A 24,431-nucleotide genomic window follows, 5' to 3' on the forward strand; every position below is an offset into this window, starting at 1 on the left:
TCAGCGGAGGACTTTGCGGGCCTCCAGCCGAAAGCCCTTCTGCCACAGGACCAGGCTTTCGATCCGGCCGTCGGCGGCGCGGAAAAACTGGATCCGAACATAGGGATCGGTCGAATAGAACAGCGTCTGCCCCTCGGCGTAGAACCGGGTCGGCGCTTGGCCGGTCGGGGTGATGACTAAATAGTAATCCTCCGGCCGAACCTCCAGCACGTAGCTTTGATCGACCTCATAGCGCCCCGCAAAATCCGCGTAGGACTCTTGGGCCAGGCGCAGGACCGGCTTCTCGACCGGCTTGTAATCGGGCCATTCGTAGGCCGAGGAAAAGCCGGCCAGGATCTCCTCGATCAGGACATCCCCGTTGTCGCTGTTGGTCATGATCACGGCCCCTTGTCTCTTGGTCGGATAAACGACCATGGTGCAGGCGAAGCCCCGGGTCGTCCCCGAAGCCCGGAAATGAATCCCGTCGCCTTGGCCTTCGACAAAGAAGCCCAGGCCGAAGTTTTCGACCTGGGCCCGCAGCAGGGCCCGGGCCGCCGCCGGCGGGAGAAGCTTGGCCGGACGCTCCTCGGCGGCGGCCAGCAAGTCGAGGACGATGGCGGCGTAGTCGGACGGAGTCGTCCATAGTCCCTTGGCCGCATCTTCAGGATAGGTTGCGCCGCCGCCGGGCACGGCCTGGCCCTGGCGCAGAAAGCCCGCCGCCGTGGACGGCCGGAGGTCTTCGGTCAGGCTCGAGCCGAACGCGGAGTGGGCCAAGCCGAGCGGCCGAAAGATCTTCTCCCGGACCAAATCCGGATAGGCGCGCCCGGTCAGATCCTCCAACAGCACCTGGACGACGACATAGCCGGCCTCCGAAAGCCAGGCTTCGAGGCGGGCGCTTCGCTTAGGCGCAACCCACAGGGGGCCGTTCTTGGCGGGCTTGTCTCCGGCCAGAATTTGGGCCAGGCTGGGCTTCGGCTCGTCCGGGCCGTAGCCCGGCAGGACCTGATCCGAAAGGCCGGCCGCATGGGACAGGAGAGTCCGCAGGGTGACCCCGCCCGGACCGGGCTCGAACTCGCCGGGAAAGCGCCAGGTCCGCAAGCGGGGGCGGATGTCCTCGTCCAACCCGATCAGACCGTCCTCGACGAGCCGCAGGACCAGAGCCGCCGTCACCAATTGGGTCAAGCCGCCGGCCTGGAACATCGTCTCAGGCGTCGGTGGAGCCTCGACCTGCGGGTCGCGACGGCCGTAGACGCGTGTCCATTCCAGCCGGCCCTTGTCGAAGGCGGCCAGGCTGACTGCGGGAACCTTATAGAAGGCCATGCGCTCCTCGAGCCGGAGCGGCTCCGGCCGAAGGCCCTGCAGATAGACGGAGCGGAGCAATCCTCTCTCGACCGCCTTGGCCCGTTGCCGGGCCAGGCCGGCTTGGGCGTCGCAGCCGACCGCCGTCATCGCCACAAGCACGGACGCGGCGCCGAAGACGAACGGAAGGGGTTTGCTCATGGCCTTTTCCTTCCCGTCGGCCCGATCCGGAGGATGAAAGTTGCGATATCCTCCACGACGGCCCGGGCGACATTGCCTTGAACGCTCAGGTATTCATCCGGCGTCGGGAGGCCCCGGCCCTCGATGAACAGATGGTTGCAGGCAGGGTAGATCTGAAACGAGACGTTCGGCCGGCCGACCAGGGCTTTTTTCCAGTTCTCGAAATCCTCGACCGTCACCTGATAGTCCCGACCGCCTTGGAGGACAAGGAGCGGCTGCTCGATCGCCCGGGCGGCGGCGGCCGGGTCGTATCCTTTCAAATCGAGCCAATAGGCGGCGGGGGCGTTGAGCCAGCGGGCGGCCGATCCCCGATCGCTCTCTCGCAAGCCCTGGATCGCGGCGGCTTGGGCTTTCAGGTCGTTCAGCGTTTTTTGTTCGGCCTCCGAGACCGAGCCGTCCAGCGCCGATAGATATTGGATCTGCCGGATCATGGTCTCCGGGAGCGGCCTGGTCGCGCCGGCCAGGATGATGAATCCGGCCGGCTCCAAATCCCGGACCGCCGAAGCGATTCGAGGCAGCAGCATTCCCCCCAAGCTGTGGCCGAGAACGAAGATGCGGCCGGGATCGATCCCGGGCGTCCGCCGCAATAGCCCGACTGCCGCCGCCGCGTCGTCGATCGTCTCCTCCTTGACGGTGAAGAAGGCGGCCTTGGCGTCGGCGGCGATCTTCGGCCCATGGGCCCGGGTCCGTTTTTCGTAGCGCAGGACCGCGATCCCTCTGGCCGCCAGCCCCCAAGCCAAGTCCCGGAACGGCTTGTTGGGTCCGATCGTCTCGTCCCGGTCGTTGGGACCCGAGCCGTGGACGAGGACAAGCGCCGGGAAGGAACCGCCGCCGACGGGCCGGGTGAGGGTCGCCGGAAGGGCCCATGGACCCTCTCCGACGGTAAGGGCGATCTCTTCGAACCGATCCCGGGGCGCATAGTCCGGAGGCCGATCCACGGCCGGCGGGCGGACGGGCACGAGCTGGAAACCGGTGATCCGGCCTTCCTTGTCGAAGACGACCCTTACATCCAGCGCGGTCTTCTCGAACTCGCAGGTCACCAGGACGATGGCATAGGCGCCGAGCGTATCGCGGCGCGACGCGGTCCGCCGCCTGAACGAGCCCAGCCGCGAAGGGAGATCCTTCCAGAACGCGGCCAGCTTGTCGGGGCCGGAGACGCCGCGCATCACGGCGTCGAAGTCGCGGGCGGCCGACTCGAAATCGCCCCCCGCCAAGGCGTCGATAAAGGCTTCGGCCTTAAGGATGAGCGCATCCGGCGCCCGGGATGTCCGGCCGGCCGCGAGGCCCGGCAGCAGGGCCGCCGCGAGAAGTCCCGCGGCCCATCGCAAATGAGGCATTTTCGTCTCCCTCGGAAATGTTGCGGCCGGTGCCGATCCGACCTTGCTCATACGTTCGCGGCGCTGAAACCCCGATTTTCAAATCGGGGTCATAAGCGCCGCTCGGTATTAACCCTGTTAATACCCCGGGCTCGGCTTCCGCCCCGGCGGTTCGACGACGGGGTTGCCGTCCTCATTTGCGAACGGATGAGGGCGGGCTTCAGCCCGGAGTATCGAGCGGGTTTATTGTAGCGAAATTGACGGTTCGGAGCCAGGCCGCGACGGCTCCGTCAAATTCGACGCTCGCGGCGGACAAACAGAAATTCCCCGAGCTGGTAGAGGACGGCGATCGCGGCGCCTCCCAGGAGGGCCCAAATGCCCAGATCAACCCGGTCCGCCACTCCGAAGACCGCGATGAACGCCATCAGCCAAGCCCTGTTTTCGGCCGTCTCCGCCATGCGGCCATCCTTGCGGTAGGCCTTGATCAGGTAAAACAGAGTCAACTCCAAGTAATAGAGCGTCATGGCCAGAAGGCCCAGCCCCAATTGACGAACGCTGCCGAAGCGCGCATATTGCCCGGCCGTCGCGGCCCCCAGAAGGGCAAACTCGCCAACCCGGTCGAAGATGATATCGAGGGCCGCGCCATATTCGCTCTCCTGCCGGCGGGCGCGGGCCAGCATGCCGTCTGCACAGTCGATAATCGAGGACATCTGGGCCAGGATTCCGCCCGCAGCGAAAGACCAGCGTGTCCCCCCCAGGAAGAAGCCGGCCCCGGCCAAGCCGACCAGAAAGCCGGCCCAGGTGACCTGGTTGGGGGTCAGCCGGGTCCGAAAGAGGGCCTTGACAAGGAGAGCGGCCAGAGGCCTGTTAAGGAACTTGTTGATCCGCAGGGCGGGCGGAGTCCAGCGGGCCTCCTCTTTGGCCACGGCCGTTGCGTAGTCGAAGTCAGTCGCAGAGGAGGGGGGCGATGCGTCTTCGGGCATTCTCGTAATCCTCGGGCGTATCGATCTCGATCCAAGGCCGGCCGCCGGTCGCGATCAGGCCGAAAGCGTTCCGGCCGTCCTCGCCTTCCGCCGCCAACCGGTCGAATCCCGACTCGAAATAATGGCTCCGCTCGCCGCGGGCCTCGAAGTCCTCGAAGACCCGGACAAGGTCGGCCGCCGTGGCCGCTCCGATCTTATTCAGGCCGATCGCTTCGCCCAAACATTCGGCGGGCGCGAGATGCTTCCCGATCCGGACGACGCGGCCGTCGCGGGCCGCAACCTTGACTTCCTCGGAGGCCAGGCGACTCGTGTCGTCCATGACTACGACGTTCGTCCCCGGGTGGCGCAGGAGGTCGTCGAGCAGCGTCCCGTCGAAGACAACGTCGCCGTTGATCTGAAGGCCATCGAGCCCGGGCGAGACGGTCAGGGCGATCCGCAGGGACACGGCCGTATTGGTGTCCTCGTAGGCCGGATTGGAGACGAAGCGGAGGCCGGCCGTCCCGCTCCGCCGGGCCTCGGCCTCGACCATCTCGCTGCGGTATCCCGTCACGAGCAGAATGTCCTCAAGGCCGGCGGCGCGAAGCGCCGCCAGGCACCGCGCCAGAATCGTCCGGCCCCCGACTTCAAGGAGGCATTTGGGGCGGTCGTCCGTCCAAGGCCGAAGCCGTTGGCCGCGGCCGGCGCAAAGAACGATGGCTCTCATGCGGGCGGCCTTTTCACATTTTCCAGGTTCCGGCCACGGTCAGGTTGGTCCCGGTGATCCGGGCCGCCTCTGCCGAGGCCAGAAAGCGGACCGCCGCCGCGACGTCCTGTGGTGTGCCCAACGGATGCCGCGCAGCGTCGAGCCCCGACGGCCGAGCGCCGACCGTCAGCAGCCCCGGCGAGACCATGTTGATGGTGACGCCCCGGGCCGCTTCCGCGGCCCCGGCGGTGCGGGTCAGAAGGAGCAGTCCGGCCTTGGCCGCCGCGTAAGCCAGAATGCCGGGAAAAGCCGCCTCCTGTTCGACCCGGCCATAGCCGAAGAACACGACTCTCCCCCACTTCCGCCGGCGCATACCGGGCAGGACGGCCAAAAGGAGGCCGTGGGCCGAAACCAGGTTCGAACGGAACATGCCGTCCCAATCGGCCGGGGTGAGCCGATCCCATCGCTTTTGCAGGAAAGGGCCGATCGTATGGACCAGGATATCGATGCGGCCGCAGCACCGCCGAACCCGGGCGGCCAGAGCGGCGGGACTGGCGTCCCGGTCCAGAGCGGCCCGGATCAGGAAGGCCTCGGCGCCGCCTTCCCGAACGCCGGCCGCAGCGCGGAGCGCGCCGGCCCGGTCGGCCCGGTATTGGATCGCGACCGCGGCGCACTCGCGCCCCAGGGCCGCAGCCACGGCTCCGCCGACGGCGGATGAGCCCCCCGTTACGAGAGCGATCCGATTCGTGCGCGCCTGGGACATCGGTGATTCCGGGCTTAGTATCGCCGATCCCGGGTTTGATTTCAAACGGAGGGCTGTGCTATAAGAAGCGTCTTGCCGGCCGACCCCGCAAAATCCACGATCGAGGCGACCATGACCCAGACTATGACCCGCATTCTTGTCACCGGAGCCTCGGGCCAGATCGGCACCGAGCTGCTCAAAGCCCTCCGCCGCAAGCATGGCGGAGCGAACGTCCTGGCTACCGACATCCAGCCGTTGGCATCGCCGGAGATCCGGGAATCCGGCCCCTTCGAGTCGCTCGACGTGACCCAGGCTGCCCGGCTCGACGAGCTCATCGCCAAATACCGGATCGACACGGTTTACCACTTGGCCGCCATCCTCTCGGCCACCGGCGAAAAGAACCCCCACCTGGCCTGGGACGTGAACATGAACGGCACGTACAACGTGCTGGAGGCTGCCCGCCTGCACGGGCTCCTGCGCGTCTACATCCCCTCCTCCATCGCCGCCTTCGGGCCAGAGACGCCGCGCGACCGGACGCCGCAGGAGACCGTCCTGCGGCCGAAGACGATGTACGGCGTGACCAAGGTGGCGGGCGAGCTGCTGGCCGATTATTATGTCCGGCGCTTCGGTGTCGACGTCCGCGGCAGCCGCTTCCCCGGCATCATCAGCCACGAGACCCTGCCCGGCGGCGGGACGACGGACTACGCGGTGGCCATCTTCTATGAGGCCGTCAAGAACGGCCGCTACACGTGTTTTTTAGGCCCTGAGTCGTGTCTGCCCATGATGTACATGCCCGACTGCCTGAAGTCGGTCCTCGACCTCATGGAGGCGGATTTCGCGCGGCTCCGGCATCACGCCGATTTCAACCTAGCCGCCATGAGCTTCACCCCGGCCGAACTGGCCGCCGAAATCCGGCGCCACATCCCGGGCTTCGCGATCGACTACAAGCCGGACTTCCGACAGGCCATCGCCGACTCTTGGCCGCGGTCGATCGACGATTCCGCGGCCCGCGCGGAATGGGGATGGTCGCCGGACTTCGATCTCTCCGCTATGGTCAAGGACATGCTGGCCGTCCTGGGCGCCCGGCATGCCGCGGGGAAGCTGAACTACTAGTGTCCCGTCTCATAAATTTCAATCCCATAATCTCCCTGGAGACGGGACACTTCCAGGGGGGAGACGAGCTCCCCCCTCGGCGCTCCGCTGACCCCCTGAGGTGGGCCTCGCCGCCCCCCTCATACTCCCCGGCGGTTGTGCGTCCAGCTTGCTTGGGACTTGGTCAATGAATATCCGAGACGCACAACTAAGCTAGAAGCGCAGCGAAATCCCGGCCGCGGCGTCGAATCCGCCCAGGAGGATGTCGTCCTTTCGCTGGGTCGGGCCGATCTCCAGCCGGGAGAAGATCCCGAGAGGTCCGATCAGCGCGAAATCCAGGCTGGCCTCGAAGACCGCCCCGAATGAGGTCTTGTCGGCCATGAAGCCCGCCGCCGGCCAGGTCTCCCGGCAGGTCAGCCAGGCCGCCCCCGCCGCGGCGCCGAACGTCCAACGCCCCACAACCCACTCGTAGCCCACGCCCCCGCGGTAGGAGCGCAGCTCGAGGCGGACGCCGTAGGCCTCGCCGTCAAAGTTCGTTCCGATATCCGCCGCCTCGCCGTTCGCCCGGACGCTCCGGTATCCGGCGAAAACCGACCAGCCGCCGGCGAACTGGACCGAGGCCCGAGCCTGCAGGCCGAGCAAGGGGCTGCCGTAGATCTGTCGCAGAAGGCTTTCGCTGGGCAGGAAGGCCGAGGCGCCGAGAGCAAGGTTGAAGCGGGGACTCGCGGCCCGGACCGGAGCGGGCAGAAGAATCGCGGTAGCCGCCGCCAGGGCCAGAATCAGGCCGCCCGAGCGTTTCCGGATATTCAGTTCCATGTGGCCTCCGAATCGGCGACCTCGATCGAATAGCGGCTTTCGCGCCCCTGCGCGTCCACCGCCGAGACCGCGTAATAATAAGTGACGCCGGCGTCCAGAAACCGGTCCATGATCTCGGTGGCGGTCTGGGGAGCCGTGGTCAGACGCTCGTAGGGGCCGCCGGGCGTCGTGGTCCGGTAGACGTGGTACCCGACGACCGCGTCGGAATTGGCGTTCCAGCGCAGTCCGACGGTCTTGGTCCGGATATAGAGGGACCGGCTGATGCGCGAACGGACGACAACACCCGAGGGCGACACCGGCGTGCTGGCGGGCCGAGCCAGCTCGGCCGTCGTGGCCAGGGAGGCCTGGACGGTCCGCAGGGCATAACCCATGGTCAGGGTGCTCAGCGTATCCGTCGTCTTGTGATAGTAGGGGTTTCCGGGCTCCTCGTTTTCGATGGCGCAAAGGGCGGCGTAACCCGCGTTCCAGAACGGCGACTGGTCGCTGTACGGCCAGGAGGAGACGGCTACCGTATTGACCGTCAGCCCCGCGTAGGCGGAGGCGGCGGCGACAAAATGGCGGGCCAGATCGGCCGAGGGGGTGTTGCGAACGATGTCGAGCATCCACGGCGAGCGGTCCGGGAAAGCGATCATATCCATATTGATCACCGCCAGAATGACCTCTCCCGCCGCCTGGGCCGCGGCGGCGTAGTGTTGGCTGCCGTAGAGCCCCCACTCCTCGGCCGAGAAGCAGATAAACTTGACGGTGTAGTCGAACGCCGACCCGGCCAGGACGCGAGCGATCTCCAGGACGGCGGCCGTTCCGCTGCCGTTGTCGTCGGCCCCCGGCGCCAGGGTGGTGCGCTGGTTGCTCGTCGAATCATAGTGCCCGCAGACGATGATCTCGCGGTTCGGCTCGACCCGGCCGGGCAGTGTCGCGACGATGTTGCGGGTGGCGTAGCTGCTGAAAATGAACGGATCGTACTCCGTCCGGAGGCCGAGCCGGCTGAAGGCGTCGTAGAGATAAGCCCCCGCGGACTCGCACGCCGCCGTCGAGGCGTACCGCGTTCGGAATCCCTCCAGGTCGCTGATCGTCGCCGTCAAGCGGGCTTGCGAGACTTGGGCCACGAGCTGGACGATGGCCGGATCCAAGGCCCGCGCCGGAAGAGCGGGGAGAAGAGCCGCCGGCCCTCCCGCCTCGCGCAGCGGGATGGCCGTGTCCAGGAAGACCCGGGCGATCTCGAAATCGGCCGGCAGAATTTCGCGGGCCTCCCTGTCGCCGGCCCAGAAGAGCGCCGTCGCCGCGTCCAGCCGGACTGTCCGCCCCAACCGCTCCAAGACCGGCCAATCCCCCTGGCCGCGGACGCGGACCAGAAAATAGGCTTTCTTGGCCGGCTGGGCGTCCAGGATCTCGAGCCCGACGCCCGCGTCGGCCAAGCGTAAAGCGGTCTCTTCCGGCAGGACGGCCAGCCAGGCGTCCTGCAACTCGGCCACGGCAAAGAGCCCGGGTCGGATATCGGGGGGAACGAGAGGAAGAGAGGCGAACTCGATCCGGACGAGGACCGCTTCCGTCGAAGCGGCGCCGAAGCCGAGGAGGCCCAGGAGGCCGGCCGAGCCCAGCAGAAGGAGGGCAAAAAGGCGCTTGGTGGTCATGGGAAGGGATCCTTAATCATGCTCCCGTCATTATTATATACGATCCAGATGAAGGAATCCGCCACACCGGGAGGCGGCCGGCCTTGCCAGCCTGAAATCCTTTTGCCAAGTTCACGACAACATGTTATACGATGCGGGAAAGGAGTCCGCCATGCCTCTGCCGCTTTTTTTCGCCGCTCTTCTCCTGGCCCCGTCGCAAGCGGGCCCGGCCCCTGCCGTCCGCCCGGCCCACACCTTTTCGATCGTCGCCCGGGACAAGGCGACCGGCGAGATGGGAGTCGCCGTTCAATCGCATTGGTTCTCGGTCGGATCATCCGTGCCTTGGGCCGAAGCGGGTGTCGGAGCCGTGGCCACCCAGTCTTTCGTCGAGGCCTCTTACGGACCTCTCGGGTTAGACCTGATGCGAGCCGGCAAATCGGCGGCCGAAGCGCTGGCCGGGCTCATTCGAACGGATGCGGACGAAGCCGTCCGGCAGGTCGGCATGGTGGATGCGACCGGCCGTGCGGCAGCCCATACCGGGCGCAAGTGCATTGCCGCGGCGGGCCAATTCGTCGGCGACGGCTTCACCTGCCAGGCCAACATGATGCTGAAGCCGACGGTCTGGAGGGCCATGGCCGACGCGTTTCAGTCCGGCAAGGGCGAGCTGGCGGACCGGCTGATGGCGGCCCTGGAAGCGGCCCAGCGCGAAGGCGGCGACATTCGCGGCCGGCAGTCGGCCGCCCTGATCGTCGTCAAGGCGAAGGCCAGCGGAGCGCCCTGGAAGGATCGCGTCTACGATCTCCGGGTCGAAGACGCAGCCGACCCGATCGGCGAGCTCAAGCGCCTCCTGCGGCTGGCCAAGGCCTACAACCACATGAACGAGGGCGACGCCCGGCTGACCGCCGGCAAGACGGACGAAGCCATGAAGGAATACAGCCTCGGCATGGGGATCTATCCCGACAACCCGGAGATGATCTTCTGGCCGGCCGTAACCTTGGCGGCGACGGGCAAGGTCGCGGACAGCCTGCCGCTCTTCCGCCGCGTCTTCGCCATCGATTCGAACTGGATGGAGTTGCTGCGGCGGCTTCCCGCGGTCGGCCAATTCCCGGCCGATCCGGCCTTGATGAAGCGGGTCCTGGCGGTCGGGCCGGTTAAATGATAAGAATTTTCGCTAAATTCCATGGAAGGCGGTTCGGCGTGTCGCCCCGGCAACGCTTTGGTAGTCCTCGCTAGGACAAATTCCTATTCAGTCCTCGCGAGGGCGGCTTCGGGCTCTACTCGCCTTTTCCCACAGCTCTCTTCGGCGCCTCCAGCGCTTCGCAGTCCTCGTAGGGACGTCGCTTCGGCAGTCCCCGCGAGGATTGGCTTCCCTCAGAGAGTTATGGAAAAAGGCGCCGCCCTCGCAATTTCGCCGTTGGCCGGCACTCCGAACCACCTGATCTCCTTGGAATTTAGCGAAGATCTAAGAATTGAGGTTGGGGTAAAAAATTCAGCCGCCCAGACCCAAGGCCTTGCGGAAGAAATTGGGCAGGGCGAAGGCGGCTTCGTGTATTTCCGGGTTGTAGTACCGGAGCCGCGGGACGGGTTTCTTGCGTCGAGGCCCGAGCGGCGCCACGTCATCCGAGAGATAGACGAAGCACCATGTCCCGCCGGGGTAAGTCGGGACGGGGCAGGTATAGAAGGCCGCGTGCTTGAACATGGCTTTCAGGAATCGATACTTGGCCCTATGCTGAGCCTGGTGATAGAGCAGCGCGCCAGCTTGGGCCGCGATGATCCCGCCCGGCTTCAGGATGGCCTTCAAGGCGGCGTAGAATGTTTTCTCGTGCAGAACCGTGGACGGCCCGACCGGGTCGGAAGAATCGACCAGAATGACGTCGAAGCGGTCCCGGGTCGAGCGGATGAAGGCGTTGCCGTCGGCCACCGTTAGCTCCGCGCGGGGATCGGCGAAATCCTTTCGCAGCCAGGGATAGAACCGTTTGCAGACATCGATCACCTGGCCGTCGATCTCGCATAGCCAGGCCTTGCGGACGGGATGGCGAAGAACCTCGCGCAAGGCTCCGCCGTCGCCGCCGCCGATGATCAGGACGTCGAGCGGCCGGCGGTGGAGGGTCAGGGCCGGGTGAACGAGCATCTCGTGGTAGAAAAATTCGTCCGCGTCCGTCGTCTGGACGAGACCGTCGAGCAGGAGAACGCGGCCGAATGCTTTATTGCGGATGAGCTCGATCTTCTGGAACTTCGATCGGCCCTGGTACAGGGTCCGGTCCACTTTGAAGAAAATCCCGTGCCAGGGAGTTTGATTCTCGCGCGCTTCCTTCATGGCCGCCTCCTCGGGATCGGAAGCGGATCCGATCCCGGTTCGCTTCCGACGGTGCCGGAATTATACACGAAATCCGGCGCCGCCCCTCTCAGTACATCGTCCGCAGGGAGATGCCCCGATAGTACTTGCCCAGGATGTCTTCGCAAGAGGAGCCCTTCTGGGCCATGCGGAAGGCGCCGATTTGGCAGAGGCCCACACCGTGGCCCCAGCCTTTGCCGCTGAAGACAAAATGCGAGATCGATCCGTCGGGGCCGTACTCGCGATCGATGACGAACAGATTGTCGCGCAGGTTGAGCACCTGGCGGATGCGAAGCCCCCGGATCTTGATCTGGCTTTCCTGGCCCACGAGGGACAGCTCCACGATCCGCTTGGATTCGCCGCGCTTGAGGGGCAGCAGATCGATCAGCCGCCCGACCGGATAGAACAGATTGACCCGCTCCTGGAGCTCCTGGCGCGTCAACCGGACCTGCCAGCGGTGGAACGGCGACGTCGCGTCGAGGACCGCCGAAGACGGCGCCTGCACGATCTGAAGCAGCCGGATCTTCCCGTCCGTCTCGATCCAGCGGACGATATCACCGGCCAGCAGGTCGAGGCTGGAGACGGCGGAGACAGCCCCGCCCGTTTCGCGGAAGAGAACGGCTCCCGGCACAACCTCGAGGCTCTTGTCTCCCCCGTCCGTATGCAGAACGAGAGTGTTCGCGCGCATTTCGTGCACCGACCCCTGCCGATAGAAGTCCTTATAAGTCGCCAGGACCTTGTGGATGAGATACGCCGCTTGGGCCCGGCTGACGCCGCGGCCGCGGTCGGTCCAGCGTTCGGAAACGGAGGCCAAGCCGGCGGAAAGGAAATAAGCCAGGGCGGACCGCTCCTTGGCCGTCAGGTTCGGCACAGACTGCAGGGCCCGGTCGGCTTCGCCTGGCACGGTCAGGTTGTCGACCCGATCGTTCCAATCGAAGGCCGTAACGAGCTGGGCGGCCAGCATTGGGAAGTCCAGGGAGGCCGACTCGGACGGGGCTCGGCCGGGCTTTTTCCCCAGCAGGGCGGCGGCCTTCGTCATCCAGCCCCAGGCTTCCACGGTCGTGGCCGGTGCCTTCCACCATCCCGCATCCATCTCCCATCCCAAGACGCCGAGGGAGGTCAGGGCCGCGACGGAGGCCGAGACATCGGCGTTGTCGACGATAAGCGCCGGGAACACCGTCGGCGTCTTGATCGTCCACCCCTCTTCATCGTTCTGGATGCATGGGGTGCTCTTCAGGTAGGGCATCGGCCCGCCCTCGAACATGGCCTCGACGTTCTCGGTGGCGCCGCCGCAGGTGCTCATATAGAGGGCGTTGATCAGCTTGCCGTCATAGACGGCCGCCAGGCCCCGGGTCTGCTCGACGGCGCGAGTGCTCAGCGCCTGTTCGGCGCTCAAGCCCAGATAGACCTGGGAGACGGGCGTCGCATATAGATCGAACCCGAGATCGTTGAACTGGCCCAGGTTCTTCAGCGCATACGTGCGCGCGGCCACGGCCTGGGCTTTTTGAGCTTCGATCTCGGTGAAGAAGGACGGCGGAAGCTCGCCGGGGACGACCCCTTTCAGGTAATCCTCCATATTGAGGATATTGATCAAGATCAGCCCTTTGCGGCTTCCCCGCAGGACCAGGATGCCGCGGTAGGTTCGCCCCTTGTAGCTGAGAAAGCTCTCGCTTGAACCCGGAATGAAGTAGAGGGCGGCATCGGCATTGAGGTTGATGAGATGGCCGTTGACTTGGACCCAGTGGGGGTGGTTCTCGGTTTCGGAAACCTCTTCGCGGACGATCCAGGCCTCGACGAACCCCAGGCTTGCAGCTCTTTTGATGAAGGCCAGGGCGTCGCCCCTAGTCAGAAAGTCGCCGATCCGGACGAAATAAGCCGGCTCTCCCGCGGCTTCGGAATCCTGGCTCACGGCGACCCTTTGGGCAATCTGGGAACGGATGGCCCGGGCGGCTCCTTCGGCCTCTTCTTTTTTTCGAAATTGGGCAACCTGGACAAGGAATTTTTCGCTTAGCTTGGCCTGCTGGCCCTGGATGTGGGCCTGGGAGGCATCTTCGGCCAAAAGCTTGTAGGCGCCGTCGACCTGATAGATCTTCATCCCCGAGGACGACTTGACGAGGATGTCCTCGATGTTGACGCCGAGGGCGATCCGGATGACCGGCTTGGCCATGGGATACCCCTGGAAAAAGAGGTTTTCTTCGCCGAATTCCGCCGGCCTTCCGGCGAAGAAATAGAGCAGGACGAACACGAGAAAGACGGATTTATGGTGATCGGTCAGGATTCTTCGCATGCCAAGGCCTGTTCTTTAAGGCGGTCCCTTCGGCCGCTTTTTCACTCCTCAAAAATAATCCATATATGTGGCCGCTTGCGGCACATATACCATATATGGGGGTTGCTGACAGCAATAGAGACAAAATGATATCCGATCCGGTTTGGCATGTCAATCCCTTCGTTCCCCCCTTGTTCGCTTTTGACTTTTCCCCTGTTTCGGATATAATCCCGTTTCTTAAATTTCATTGCGAGGACGGTCCATGTCCAATATCGGCTCCTACGATGAACGGTATGCGGATTTCTCCTGGAAGATCGCGGAAAAAGAGCTGGATTACACGCCCGGCGGCGTTGTCAACATCGGTTGGCACTGCTCCGACCGCATCTGCCTGCAGGGCCACGGCGACAAGCCCGCGCTCCTTTGGGAGGGACTGGGCGGAGCCGAGAAACGATTTACTTACAACGACATCCGTTTGGCCGGCAACACCATCGGCCAATTCCTGCGCGGGCTCGGCATCGCCGCCGGCGATCGCGTCTGCCTGTTCATGGACAAGGTGCCCGAGCTCTACTTCGGAGTCCTGGGCATCCTCAAGATCGGCGCCATCGGCCAGCCTCTTTTTTCGGCCTTCGGCGACGAATCGCTCTATGTGCGGCTTGAAAACGCCCAAACCAAAGCCGTCATCACCCAGCGCAAGCACGCCCCCAAGATCCGCAAGATCCTGGACAAGCTCCCCTTTCTTGAGCACATCATCATCGTCGATCACGACGGCAAGGCGCCTCTCCAGGCCAAGGAAATCGCTTTCCATCTGGACAAGACCGTCCCTGTCGAACACCTCGATATCCATCCCACCCTGGCCGAATCGCCGTCGCTTCTCCACTATACTTCGGGGACGACGGGGCAGCCCAAGGGCGTCAAGCATGTCCACTATTCCCTGATCTCCCAATACCTGACGACCAAATGGGTCCTGGATGTCCGCCCCGACGACGTCTATTGGTGCACCGCCGACCCCGGGTGGGTCACCGGCACCTCCTACGGCATCATCGGCCCCTGGAGCCTGGGCGTGACCCAGTGCGTCATGGACACGGGATTTTCGGCCGAAGCCTGGTACAAGTTCATCGAAAAGCACAAGGTCACGGTCTGGTATTCGGCCCCGACCGCCATCCGCTCGCTGATGAAAGCGGGCGAGGAGATCATCAAAAAGTTCGATCTGCGAAGCCTCCGGCTCCTGGCCAGCGTCGGCGAGCCCCTCAACCCCGAGGCGGTCATTTGGTCCGAGCGCGTCTTCGGCCGGGCTTTTCTGGACACCTACTTTCAAACCGAGACCGGCTCGATCATGATCACCAACTATCCCGGGATGAAGATCAAGCCGGGCTCGATGGGCAAGCCCTTCCCCGGCATCGTCTCCACCGTCCTTGACCCCAAGCTCTACGAGCCGTACCCCGAATCGGGCAAGATCGGCCTGATCGGCATTAAGCCCGGCTGGCCGGCCATGATGCGGACCTACTGGAACAACGAGGAGACCTACCAGAAGAAGTTCAAGAACGGCTGGTACATGACCGGCGACCGGGCCAGCCTGGACAAGGAAGGCTATTTCTGGTTCATCGGCCGCGACGACGACATCATCAACACCGGCGGCCATCTGGTCAGCCCCTTCGAAGTCGAATCGGCCCTGATCGAGCACCCGGCCGTGGCCGAGTCCGCCGTCGTCAGCAAGCCCGATCCGATCAACATGGAAGTGGTCAAGGCCTTCGTCACCCTCAAGGCCGGGTTCACCGCCAGCGCCGATCTGGACCTGGAAATCATGAACTTCATCCGCAAGAAGCTCTCCCCCCTGGCCATGCCCCAGGAAATCGAGTTCACACCGTCGCTGCCCAAGACCCGCAGCGGCAAGATCATGCGCCGGATTCTCAAAGCCAAGGAATGGGGCGAGGAGATCGGCGATACCTCCACCCTGGAAGACGATTGACACTCATATCCCATAAGGAGTCATCCATCATGGCCGATGAACTGAAGGACGTCGTCCTCAAGTACGTCATCGCGGAGTACTCGGAGGAAGGCAGCGACCCGATCAGCTTCGACACCCCCCTCATCTCGGGCGGGATCGTCGACTCGTTCTCCATGGTCTCGTTGAAGCGGTTCCTGGAAAACAAGTATAAGATCAGCATCCCCGATGATCAGGCCACCCCCGAGGCCTTCGACACGGTCGACAAGATCGCCGTCCTGGTCCGGCGCTTCACCCAGGCCTGATCCCGCCCCGCCCGCGTCACCCCGAACGCAAGGAGTCAACCCATGTCTTACAGCGAAAAAACCCGCGGTCTCTACCAGAGCGTCATTCAGGGCATGAAGGATGCCGGCCTGCTCAAGCAGGAGCGCTATATCCATTCGCCCCAGGCCGCCGAGATCGAAGTCGAGTTCCCTTCGGGCTCGGCCCTGAAGAAAGTCATCAACATGTGCGCCAACAACTACCTCGGGCTGTCCAGCCATCCCGAGGTCGTCAAGGCCGCCCACGCCGGCCTGGATTCGCGCGGCTACGGCATGTCCTCGGTCCGCTTCATTTGCGGCACGCAGGACATCCACCGCGAGCTGGAGCAGGTCACGACCAAGTTTCTGGGAACCGAGGACACCATCCTCTTCCCCTCCTGCATGGACGCCAACGCCGGCGTCTTCGAGGCTATCCTGACCAAGGACGACGTCATGATCTCGGACCGCCTGGTCCACGCCTCGCTCATCGACGGCATTCGTCTCTGCAGCGCCATGCAGGACACCTTCAAGCATTCCGACATGGCCCACCTGGAGCAGAAGCTGGAGATGCACCAGGACCGCCGGCTGCGGCTGGTCATCACCGACGGCGTCTTCTCGATGGACGGCGACACGGCCAAGATGGACGAGATGGTCGCCCTGTGCGAGAAGTACGACGCCATGCTGCTGGTGGACGACTCGCACTCCTCGGGCTTCATCGGCAAGACCGGCCGCGGCACCCACGAGAAGTACGGTGTGGTGGGCAAGATCGACGTCATCACCACGACCTTCGGCAAGGCCCTCGGCGGGGCGACCGGCGGCTGCGTCTCCGGGCGCAAGGAGCTGGTCGAGATGTGCCGCCAGAAGGCCCGGCCTTACCTCTTCTCCAACACCATCGCCCCGGTCGTCGTCGAGGGCATCCTGAAGGTCTTCGAGATCCTCAACGCCTCAACCGAGCGCCGCGACAAGCTCGAGCGCAACGCCGCCTACTGGCGGAAGGGCCTGCAGGAAGCGGGGTTCGTCCTCAAGGAAGGCGACACCCCGATCGTCCCGGTCATGCTCTTCAACGCCAAGCTGGCCCAGGATTTCTCCCGGGCCCTCTACGAGGACGGCGTCTACGCCGTGGGCTTCTTCTTTCCTGTCGTCCCCCAGAGCCAGGCCCGCATCCGGACTCAGCTTTCGGCCGGACACGAGATCCACCACTTGGACAAGGCCCTGGACGCTTTCGTCAAGGCCGGCAAGAAGTTCGAGATCCTGGGCAAGACGCGCCAGGAGATCATCGACCGCTTCGGGATGTGATCGACACCCAAGGAGGGTTCCGACCGATGGAGAACAAGCTAGCCAACCCCGCGCCGCTCGGCCTGATGGGCTTCGGGATGACCACCGTCCTCCTGAACATCCACAACGCCGGGTTCTTCCCCGTCAGCGCCATGATCCTGGCCATGGGCATCTTCTACGGCGGCCTGGCCCAGGTCATCGCCGGCATCATGGAGTTCCGCAAGGGCAACACCTTCGGCACGACCGCGTTCACGTCCTACGGCATGTTCTGGCTGACCCTGGTCGCCATCTGGGTCATCCCAGGGACCAACGCCCCCAACGGCGGCGCCACCCCGGTGCCGTTCATGGGCTGTTACCTGTTCATGTGGGGGCTGTTCACCTGCTTCATGTGGTTCGGCACCTTCAAGAAGAACCGGGCTCTCCAGTTCGTCTTCCTCAGCCTGACCATTCTCTTCTTCCTGCTGGCCGCCCGCGACTTTCTGGGCTCCCCCGCCATCGGGCGGATCGCCGGCTTCGAGGGGATCATCTGCGGCCTGTCGGCCATCTACCTGGCCATGGCCGAGGTCCTGAATGAAGCCAAAGGCCGGATCGTCCTGCCGATCTGCGAGATCAGGAAGGGCTGAACGATTCGCAGATCCGTCCCTCCCTCATCCCGCTGATCCGTGCGGGGTGAGGGAGGCGGCGGCGGACGATTAAAAGAAGTAGTAGACCGCGCCCAACAGGCGCAGGTTGCCGACCCAATCGGCGTTCCCCACCTTGCCCGTCGTACCGGGCGTGCCGTATGCCGCAGCCGTGTATTCGACCTCTCCCGCCAGCCGGAGCTTGCCGGAGTTGATCAGGACGCGGGGCGCCACCCGATACAAGGCGTCGATATCGAGGCCCCGCCCGTACTTGGCGCCGCCGATCGACTCGCCGGCGCCCAGATTCTTGGACCACCCCACGAACATCCCGGCCTGAAAGGCCGTCCCGTTAGTGGAGAAGTCGCTCCAGACGGAGACGACGTCGAACGAGGTAAAGTCGACCAGGTCCCGGATCGTGTCGGTGACGTCATGAACGGCATACCCGCCCAGCATCGTCAAATGGTAGGGATTGCCGCCGTAGAAAGCCTCGACCTTCAGCGTCGCCGGCTTGGTCCGAACCTTGAAATAGGCCATTCCGGCCCAGTCCGAGACTTTGTCCCGGGCGGCATACCCAGTCCCGGAGACGAGCCGCGGCCGCAGCGCCAAGTAGTCCCCGGCCGCGCCCAGGAGAAGCTCGCACCCGGCCGGGCAGCTCCAGGCGTACTGGAGACGAAGGTTGAACTCAGGTTGGACGGCGTTGCGGGCGTAAGCCGAGCTGGCGCCCTCGGGCCCGAACGAGACGAAGTCGCGCTGAGCCAGGGCTGTGGCCTGGAGGCTCCAATGCCCCAGGGTCTGGGTCAGGCGGATCTGGGGCGACCGGTTGAACGGCTGGAACGGCGCCCCGGTGTTGAACGAGACAACGTCCGGGTAGCTTTCGGTGACGAACAATGGGTGCCAGTACTGACCGACCATGAGCTCGGTCGTCTTCCAGGACAGCTTGACGAACGCGTGGCGGAGCCGGAAGCCGTTGATGTCGGCATCGGACGTGCCGAAGAACTCGGCTTCGATCAGGCCGGACGTCTTGGCCCCGAAGGCATCGGGGCCGGCGATCTTCCCCTGTAGCCGGGTCTGGATCGAGAGCATGTGAAAGCTCGAGGCGGCGTTGAGATCGCGGCCGTCCTTGTCCAACGCTTCGGCCTTGGGATAGAGCAGATAGTGGCCTTCGCGCAGACTGACCGTCTGGCGCGAATCATATAAGAGATCCGTCTTGATGAACCCGGAAAACGAGATTCCGAACGCGGGCTTGCTCTCGGTCTGGGCGAAGGCCCCGGACGCGAGAGCCGCGACGAGCCCTAGACCGACGATGAAGCGGGCATGTTTCATGGCTGTTCCTTTGCGCCGTCGAATCCGATCCAACCCGGTTTTTATATCAGAATCCGGGCCCGAACGGAAACCCGTATCAGCTTAGCCGACGGCCTCCCGCCTCGGGTCCCAGCCGGGGACGGGGGCGGAGCGCGGCTTCTTCGCCAAACAGGGTGTTCAGCTGCGGCGAAAACCTTTCGGCTATTTCCGCGGCCGTGGTCCGGTCCTCGATCGCCAGCCCCAGAACCGCCGCGCCCCTCTTCCGATAATAGTCTTCCAGCGGCGCCGTCCGGACGTCATACAACCTCAAGCGGGCGGCCACGGCCCCCGGGTCGTCATCGGCCCGGCCGGCCCTGTCCCCGCCGGTATCGGCGCGGATTCGGGTCACGATGACCTGCGGCGAAGCTTCGAGCTTGACGACGGCTCGGATCTCGACGACTCTTTCCAATCTCTCGGCCTGTCCGGCATGGCGCGGCAGGCCGTTGAGGATCAGGATGTCCTTGCCGCCGAGGGCCTGCTCGCGAACGAATCCGGCCAGAATCTTCAGAGCGATCGGGAATTCGGCGTCTTCGAGGAGAGCTCCGGATCGAAGGGTCCGCCGAACGATCTCGATCTCGACGGGATCGAGGAGCGCCCCCGTGCCTGCCTCGGCCCGCAGCCGGGCTCCGAAATCGAAATGACGGCAGCGGCGGCCGGCCAAGCCCTGGCCGTGCCAGAAATCCCCCAAGGGGGACTTCCCCGCCCCGGTGGGCCCTAAAATCAGTACGGCCGGAATGCGCACGATCCGGATGATAGCATATCCTCCCCTGTTCCGCCTCGCCATGCGGCCGGAATTCCCCTATAATAAACTTCCGCCATGCACCGCTCCCGAAGCTTCGTCCTCGCCGCCGCGCTCGCCGTTATCGTCCCCTGCGCCGTTGCGGCGGACCGAACCGCGGACGCCGCGACCCACCCGAGCCTCTCCGGACAATCCGGGACGCGTGTCGTGCGGGACAACCTGGATCGGTCCGTAGCGATCCCGGCCCGGGTCCGGAGGGTCCTTTCCCTGCAGCCCGAGATCACACGCCTGATCGTGGCGCTCGGCGCCGGGGAAAACCTGGTCGGCATCGATCATTTCCTCCGCTCCAACGATCCTCTTTTTCCCATCGTCTTCCCGGCCGCCGCAAACCTACCGATTGTTTCCCGGGCCGACTATAACGTCAATTTGGAGACGGTGGCCCGTCTGGCTCCCGACGTGATCTTCGCGGCGCCCGAAGATCAACGCATCGTCCGGGCCTTAGAAGACAAAACGGGGATCCCCACCGTCGCCCTTGCCTCGCTCGGCCGCTTCGACCGGCTACGGGGCGAGATCCGGATGCTGGGGGAAATCCTCGGCCGGAGCGGCCGGGCGGATGAAATCCTGCGGCTCTACGACGACGTCCTCGATCCGATACGAAAGAAGACCTCCGGCCTGCCGCCGGATGCGAGGCCCCGCATCTATCTGGCGTTCTGGGGCGAAAAGACCCGCACCCCGGTCGCCTACGAGCCCGTGGACGCGGCCGGGGGGACGAACGTGGCCGCAAACCTTCTGCCCTCATTTTTGGGAACGCTGATCGCCAGCGTCGGCATCGAACGAATCCTGGCCTGGGATCCCGACCTCATCCTCGTTCAGGGGAACTATCCGCCCTCCCAGCGCCGCGTAACCACCGAAAGCTTTCGGGCCGACCCTCGATTCCGCTCCATCCGGGCCGTCCGCCAAGGGCGCGTCCGTTACACCTTCGGCTTCTGGAACTGGTGGGATCCGGCCGAAGCCTTGGTCGAAACGGCCTATCTGGCCGCTCTCTTTCATCCCGATCTGTTCCCCGATTTCAGCCTGGAGAAGTCGGGCAACGCCGTCTTTCGCGCCGTTTACGGCCGGGACGGGCTTTTCTCCGCCCTGTCCGACGTCCTCGGCTGCCGGGAATGGGTTCATGCGCGATAGGACCAAAGCGCTCCGGATATTCATCTACCTTCTCCCTCTCGGCCTCTTCGTCGCCTCCTTTTACATGGGGCCCTTCAGGATCTCTCTGTCCGATCTCTTCAAAACCCTCCTCTCGCCGCTTGTCCCGGCCTGGAAATCCTCCCTACCGGCCGCTTATGCCGGCATCGTCTTCGGCATCCGCCTGCCGAGGATTCTATTGGCCCTCTCCGTGGGGGCGGCCCTGTCCGTCTCCGGCGCCTCGCTGCAGGCCCTCTTCAAAAATCCCCTGGTCAACGAGTATATCCTCGGCATCTCCTCCGGGGCCGGCTTCGGAGCGGCGCTGTCGCTCGTCTTTCTGCCCCTTTTCCCGCCCCAGCTTCTGGCCTTCATCTTCGCCGTCGTCGCCGTCCTGCTCGTCTTGGGCATCGCTTCGCGCTCGGAATCGCCGACGGTCTCCCTCCTCTTGACCGGAGTCATCATCTCGGCTTTCTTCACCGCGCTTCTTTCTCTGGTCGAGTTTTTCGCCGACCCTTATTCTCTCCAAGCCCTGTTCTATTGGTTGATGGGAAACCTTTCGCTGCCCGGCTGGCCGCAGCTTTTCGTCTCCCTGCCGCTCATCCTGGCCGGGATGCTGATCCTGATCCTCATGCGCTGGCGGCTCAACGTCCTCTCGATGGGCGACGACGAAGCCAGCTCGCTGGGTGTCGACATCCGGAGAGAAAAGCTCCTGGTCGTTTTCCTAGCCACCCTGATCACCGCCGCCGCCACCTCGGTGGCCGGGATCATCGGCTGGATCGGCTTGATCGTGCCGCATCTCGTCCGGATGATGGTCGGGGTCGAGAACCGCCGCGTCGTGCCGCTCTCGGCCGCCCTGGGCGCAAGCTTCCTCCTTGTCGCCGACGACGTCACCCGCAGCCTGGCTTCGTTCGAAGTCCCGGTCGGCATCTTCACCAGCATCATCGGCATCCCCCTGTTCATCCTTCTCCTGCGCCGCTCATCCAAGGTGTGGCTGTGAGCTTCGAAGTCCGCGGTCTCGATTTCCGCCGGCCCGGCTTCGAGATGAGCGTCCCGGCCCTGACGATCGAGGCGGAGCGGCTGACGGCCATCGTCGGCCCGAATGGAGCCGGCAAGACGACCCTTCTCAAGTGCCTGGCGGGATTGCTTCCGGTCCCGGCCGGCTCCGTCCGTCTGGACGGCGCGGTCCTGGCTTCGCTCTCGGATCCCGCCAGAGCCCGCCGGCTCGCCTTCGTGCCGCAGGAGCAGGCCTCCGCGTTCAACTACGCCGTGCGCGATTTCATCCTCATGGGACGGGCCCCCTACCTTGGGCTGTTCGCCTCGCCTTCCGCCGCGGACGAAGCCCGGGCGGCCGAGGCCCTGACCTTCGTCGGGCTGCCGGAGTATGCCGAACGTCCATTCTTCGATATGAGCAGCGGCGAGCGCCGGCTGATCCTCATCGCCCGGGCCCTGGCCCAGGCGACACCGATCCTCATTCTGGACGAACCGACGACTTTTCTCGATCCGCGCCACGAGTCCGGTGTGATGCTCCTGCTGCGCCGGCTGGTGGACGAGCGCGGCCAAACCGTCCTGGTCACCCTGCACAACCTCGACATGGCCGCACGTTACGCCGACGCCCTGATCTTCATGAAGGACGGGATGATCGTAGCCCAGGGCCCGCCCGGAGCAGTCTTGAGCGAGGAGCTCCTGCGGCGGGTTTACGATATCCCGATGCGGATCATCGAACACGAAGGCCGGACTTTCATCGTCCGCTGAAGGCTTCGTGGCCTTGCCTTTCCGGCCCGCTTCGCTATAATTAAAGCGAACAGACAGCCGATCCTTTCCTTCCCCTCCCGAGCCCCGGCGGGGGGCTAGTGTATCGCGAAGGTCAAGGCCGATGATGAAGAAAATGAAGCTCAAGATCCGCTACCTCAACGGCAGCCGGCTCTATTACGCCTTCTTGGCCGGAGGCAACGCGGTCATCCACGACCAGGCTTATCTCAACCGGATCAACGTTTTTCCCGTTCCCGACGGCGACACGGGGACCAACCTGGCCTCGACCTTTCGGGCCATTGCCGAAGGCGCCGAAGTCAAGCACTCGATCCGCGACACCCTGAAGTCCATCGCCAACGCCGCGCTTTACGGCGCCCAGGGCAATTCGGGGCTCATCCTGGCCCAGTTCCTCTATGGGCTGAGCAAAGAGGTCGGCCACGAGTGGATGCTGACGACCAAGGCCTTCGGCGAGTCCGTCCGACAGGCCGCCCAGCATGCCGCCAAGGCCATCCTCCACCCCGTCGAAGGGACCATGATCACGGTCATCCATGATTGGGCCGAGGCTGTTTACCAGCGGCGCCTGCACACCGCCGATTTCGAGGAGCTCTTCTCGGATTGCCTCCCTGCGGCCCATGAATCCCTGCGCGACACGCCCAAAAAGCTGGCCGTGCTGGCCAAGGCCGGGGTCGTGGACGCCGGGGCCAAGGGATTCGTCGATTTCCTGGAGGGCATCCTCCAATTCATCCAAAAGGGACGAATCCTGCGCGTCGAGAAGACCAGGCTGGAGTGGGCCCCGGAGGAGATCAAGACCCCCTCGCGCGACAAGGCGCTCCATAACCGCTATTGCTCCGAGGCCCTGCTGACGGGGGCCGATCTTGACGGCGATGCCATCCGGGCCATCGTGGAGCGGTACGGCGATTCCGCGGTCGTGGCCGGATCGGATGAGCGCATCCGCATCCACGTCCATACCAATGCGCCAGCCGATCTCTTCTTCGAGCTCAAAGACCAGGGCGCCATCACCCAGATCAAAGTCGACGACATGAAGAAGCAATACGAGGCCGCCTGGGCGCCCAAGTCCCGGGTGGCGATCGTCACCGACTCGGCCTGCGATCTGCCGCAGGCGCTCATGGACGAGCGGCAGATCCACTTCGTGCCCATGAACATCACCTGGGGGCGGCAGCTGTTCCTGGACAAGCTGACCCTGAAGGCGGACCGGTTCTACGACCTGCTTGAAACCGAAAAGGAGCATCCCAAGTCCTCCGTCCCGGCCCTTAAGGTCTTCCAGAACGCTCTTTCCTACCTGGCCGGCCACTACGACTCGGTCGTCGCCATCACTCTGGCCCAAGGCCTGTCGGGCACCCACGGAGCCTTCCACAAAGCGGCCGAGTCCTTACCGGGCAAGACGATCAGCGTTATCAATTCGAATTCGATCTCGGCGGGCGAGGGACTCCTGGTGGCCCGGGCTTCCGAGCTGGCCCTAGCCGGCCGGCCGCACGAGGAGATCGTCCGACTGGTCGAATCCTGGGTGACCAAGACCCGTATTTTCGTCGATGTCCTGACCCTGAAATACTTCATCCGGGGCGGACGGGTCAGCGCCGTCAAGGGCTTCCTGGCCCGGATGCTCGCCGTCAAGCCCATTCTGGTCATCGACGAGCACGGCCAAGCGACCCACGCCGGAAAGTCGTTCAACCGCAAGGGCAACATGATCAAGATCCTGTCCCGGGTCAAGCGCTTGGCAACCCACGACCGGGTCTGGGGATATGCGCTCGTCCACGCCAAGAACCCCGAGCGGGTCAAGGCTTACGAAGCCAAGCTGACCGAGCTCCTCGGCCGGCCGCCCGCCTACGTCATGGACGTCTCGCCCGTCATTGGCGTTCACAGCGGCGTCGGCGCCGTGGCCGTGGCCGTTATGATGGAGTAGGAGGAA

21 protein-coding genes are annotated in these 24,431 nt (G+C 64.5%); 10 read left to right on the forward strand and 11 right to left on the reverse strand.

Features of this window, described 5'->3' with window-relative positions; translation table 11 throughout:
- The 5 genes from NTZ26_12920 to NTZ26_12940 form a co-directional block, all read right to left on the reverse strand.
- Complete coding sequence (locus tag NTZ26_12920; protein ID MCX6561403.1) at window positions 1–1,479, reverse strand: serine hydrolase; 1,479 nt, start codon at window positions 1,477–1,479, stop codon at window positions 1–3.
- Window positions 1,476–2,855 (reverse strand): alpha/beta fold hydrolase, encoded by a 1,380-nt coding sequence (locus tag NTZ26_12925; GenBank protein MCX6561404.1) that lies wholly within the window; start codon window positions 2,853–2,855, stop codon window positions 1,476–1,478. Before NTZ26_12925 ends, NTZ26_12920 begins: the two co-directional genes overlap by 4 nt.
- 269 nt (window positions 2,856–3,124) lie before the next feature.
- Window positions 3,125–3,817, reverse strand: coding sequence for a CDP-alcohol phosphatidyltransferase family protein (locus NTZ26_12930; GenBank protein ID MCX6561405.1), 693 nt, complete (start codon window positions 3,815–3,817; stop codon window positions 3,125–3,127).
- The gene (locus tag NTZ26_12935; GenBank protein MCX6561406.1) at window positions 3,780–4,520 is read right to left on the reverse strand and encodes a phosphocholine cytidylyltransferase family protein; all 741 of its coding nucleotides are present in this window, start codon (window positions 4,518–4,520) and stop codon (window positions 3,780–3,782) included. Before NTZ26_12935 ends, NTZ26_12930 begins: the two co-directional genes overlap by 38 nt.
- A gap of 13 nt (window positions 4,521–4,533) precedes the next feature.
- A complete protein-coding gene (locus NTZ26_12940; protein MCX6561407.1) occupies window positions 4,534–5,262 on the reverse strand; it encodes an SDR family oxidoreductase in 729 nt (242 codons plus the stop codon).
- Window positions 5,263–5,385: 123 nt separating this feature from the next.
- Between NTZ26_12940 and NTZ26_12945 the strand changes: the two genes are divergently transcribed.
- The gene (locus NTZ26_12945; GenBank protein ID MCX6561408.1) at window positions 5,386–6,354 is read left to right on the forward strand and encodes an L-threonine 3-dehydrogenase; all 969 of its coding nucleotides are present in this window, start codon (window positions 5,386–5,388) and stop codon (window positions 6,352–6,354) included.
- Window positions 6,355–6,546: 192 nt separating this feature from the next.
- Here the strand turns inward: NTZ26_12945 and NTZ26_12950 are convergent, their stop codons facing one another.
- Together NTZ26_12950 and NTZ26_12955 are read right to left on the reverse strand one after the other, a co-directional pair.
- The gene (locus tag NTZ26_12950) at window positions 6,547–7,149 is read right to left on the reverse strand and encodes a hypothetical protein (GenBank protein ID MCX6561409.1); all 603 of its coding nucleotides are present in this window, start codon (window positions 7,147–7,149) and stop codon (window positions 6,547–6,549) included.
- Complete coding sequence (locus NTZ26_12955; GenBank protein MCX6561410.1) at window positions 7,140–8,780, reverse strand: M28 family metallopeptidase; 1,641 nt, start codon at window positions 8,778–8,780, stop codon at window positions 7,140–7,142. Before NTZ26_12955 ends, NTZ26_12950 begins: the two co-directional genes overlap by 10 nt.
- A 151-nt stretch (window positions 8,781–8,931) precedes the next feature.
- Here NTZ26_12955 and NTZ26_12960 point away from each other — a divergent pair, with 151 nt between their 5' ends.
- Window positions 8,932–9,918: a DUF1028 domain-containing protein gene (locus tag NTZ26_12960; protein ID MCX6561411.1), complete on the forward strand. Its 987-nt coding sequence runs from the start codon at window positions 8,932–8,934 to the stop codon at window positions 9,916–9,918.
- A 330-nt stretch (window positions 9,919–10,248) separates the two neighbouring features.
- Here the strand turns inward: NTZ26_12960 and speE are convergent, their stop codons facing one another.
- Together speE and NTZ26_12970 are read right to left on the reverse strand one after the other, a co-directional pair.
- Window positions 10,249–11,076 (reverse strand): polyamine aminopropyltransferase, encoded by an 828-nt coding sequence (gene speE, locus NTZ26_12965; GenBank protein MCX6561412.1) that lies wholly within the window; start codon window positions 11,074–11,076, stop codon window positions 10,249–10,251.
- Window positions 11,077–11,164: 88 nt separating this feature from the next.
- Window positions 11,165–13,381, reverse strand: a complete 2,217-nt coding sequence (locus tag NTZ26_12970) for a SpoIID/LytB domain-containing protein (GenBank protein MCX6561413.1) — start codon at window positions 13,379–13,381, stop codon at window positions 11,165–11,167.
- Between the two features lie 241 nt (window positions 13,382–13,622).
- Here NTZ26_12970 and acsA point away from each other — a divergent pair, with 241 nt between their 5' ends.
- Genes acsA through NTZ26_12990 form a run of 4 tightly spaced genes read left to right on the forward strand, consistent with a single transcriptional unit; the run spans window position 13,623 to window position 17,499 of the window.
- Window positions 13,623–15,326 (forward strand): acetate--CoA ligase, encoded by a 1,704-nt coding sequence (gene acsA, locus NTZ26_12975; protein MCX6561414.1) that lies wholly within the window; start codon window positions 13,623–13,625, stop codon window positions 15,324–15,326.
- A gap of 29 nt (window positions 15,327–15,355) precedes the next feature.
- Window positions 15,356–15,607, forward strand: a complete 252-nt coding sequence (locus tag NTZ26_12980; GenBank protein ID MCX6561415.1) for an acyl carrier protein — start codon at window positions 15,356–15,358, stop codon at window positions 15,605–15,607.
- 42 nt (window positions 15,608–15,649) lie between these two features.
- Complete coding sequence (locus NTZ26_12985; GenBank protein MCX6561416.1) at window positions 15,650–16,897, forward strand: glycine C-acetyltransferase; 1,248 nt, start codon at window positions 15,650–15,652, stop codon at window positions 16,895–16,897.
- 26 nt (window positions 16,898–16,923) lie between these two features.
- Window positions 16,924–17,499, forward strand: coding sequence for an acetate uptake transporter (locus tag NTZ26_12990; GenBank protein ID MCX6561417.1), 576 nt, complete (start codon window positions 16,924–16,926; stop codon window positions 17,497–17,499).
- Window positions 17,500–17,568: 69 nt separating this feature from the next.
- Here NTZ26_12990 and NTZ26_12995 read toward each other — a convergent pair whose 3' ends face one another.
- Together NTZ26_12995 and NTZ26_13000 are read right to left on the reverse strand one after the other, a co-directional pair.
- A complete protein-coding gene (locus tag NTZ26_12995) occupies window positions 17,569–18,819 on the reverse strand; it encodes a hypothetical protein (protein ID MCX6561418.1) in 1,251 nt (416 codons plus the stop codon).
- Window positions 18,820–18,895: 76 nt separating this feature from the next.
- Entirely contained in the window at window positions 18,896–19,525 is a 630-nt protein-coding gene (locus NTZ26_13000) for a nucleoside monophosphate kinase (protein MCX6561419.1), read from the reverse strand.
- A gap of 129 nt (window positions 19,526–19,654) precedes the next feature.
- On the opposite strand from NTZ26_13000, the gene NTZ26_13005 reads away from it, so the two are divergent.
- From NTZ26_13005 to NTZ26_13020, 4 genes are all read left to right on the forward strand, one after another.
- Window positions 19,655–20,758 (forward strand): ABC transporter substrate-binding protein, encoded by a 1,104-nt coding sequence (locus NTZ26_13005; protein ID MCX6561420.1) that lies wholly within the window; start codon window positions 19,655–19,657, stop codon window positions 20,756–20,758.
- On the forward strand, window positions 20,748–21,752 hold the full coding sequence (locus tag NTZ26_13010) for an iron ABC transporter permease (GenBank protein MCX6561421.1): 1,005 nt from the start codon (window positions 20,748–20,750) through the stop codon (window positions 21,750–21,752). Before NTZ26_13005 ends, NTZ26_13010 begins: the two co-directional genes overlap by 11 nt.
- Window positions 21,749–22,507 (forward strand): ABC transporter ATP-binding protein, encoded by a 759-nt coding sequence (locus NTZ26_13015; protein MCX6561422.1) that lies wholly within the window; start codon window positions 21,749–21,751, stop codon window positions 22,505–22,507. Before NTZ26_13010 ends, NTZ26_13015 begins: the two co-directional genes overlap by 4 nt.
- A gap of 133 nt (window positions 22,508–22,640) precedes the next feature.
- Window positions 22,641–24,425: a DegV family EDD domain-containing protein gene (locus NTZ26_13020; protein MCX6561423.1), complete on the forward strand. Its 1,785-nt coding sequence runs from the start codon at window positions 22,641–22,643 to the stop codon at window positions 24,423–24,425.
- Window positions 24,426–24,431 lie beyond the last annotated feature (6 nt).

The organism is Candidatus Aminicenantes bacterium (assembly GCA_026393855.1).
GTDB lineage: Bacteria > Acidobacteriota > Aminicenantia > Aminicenantales > UBA4085 > UBA4085.